1 pseudogene is annotated in these 767 nt (G+C 31.2%); it reads left to right on the top strand.

Going from position 1 to position 767, the window contains the following annotated elements:
• Window positions 1-262 (top strand): annotated as a pseudogene (locus V7056_RS02700) (MBL fold metallo-hydrolase); the annotation flags it as partial.
• Window positions 263-767: the final 505 nt, after the last annotated feature.

Here is a 767-nt window from a genome sequence, read left to right as displayed (position 1 = left end):
TTTTCAAGATGTATTTTGCAACCATGTAGGGTTTGTAGAAGATGGTCGCGCAGCGCTTGAACGAAAACGAGACTATTTATTATCTATTAAACATAATGTGTTAACTTTACAAAAAGAAGGGAATTCACCTGAAGTTATCCGTAATAAGCTATTTCCAAAAAAATACCCAATTATAAAATTTTCAGGCGGAGAATGGGATTCACTACACATTGTCACATCGATAATAAATGAAAATAATGTACGTAAACCTGATTTATTTTAAAAGACATTGAGGGCTTATTGGACAGATCCTTTTAACAAAATTCATGCCATTCGCTAAAGCAGACAATCCTAATAGAGGACTCAAAGAAATTAGTAGTGAATTCTATTAAAAGCTTGGAGAAGGTTGAGAATGGTCACGGCACAAAGAGACATAATGGACCATGAAATACAAATTCGTGGTTCGCTTGATTCCGCCATATGAGGAAACTTAAATACGGTAGTGTGAGCAGTCCACTATCCTTTTTAAAGATAGATAGCTTATATAAAAACCATTGCTCAGAAAGCAGTGGTTTTTATTTTGTAGAAAATAAATTGTTCTTTTTCTTAGGGTAACCGTGTTTTTATTTTTAAGTATAAATTTTTGGTTTATTTTTTTGAAGAAAAAATGTTACAACTGTTAGTCCAAAAGATAGATTTAATGCTAATGACTCAGTTACTATGTTAGAACTTATAATCATCTAAAATCTCAATCATTATCATCTAAAATACTGTATTGTTTATTATTC

Source organism: Bacillus sp. JJ664, from assembly GCF_036962205.1.
Lineage (GTDB): Bacteria > Bacillota > Bacilli > Bacillales > Bacillaceae_G > Gottfriedia.
This window is presented reverse-complemented; position numbering and strand designations above follow the sequence as displayed.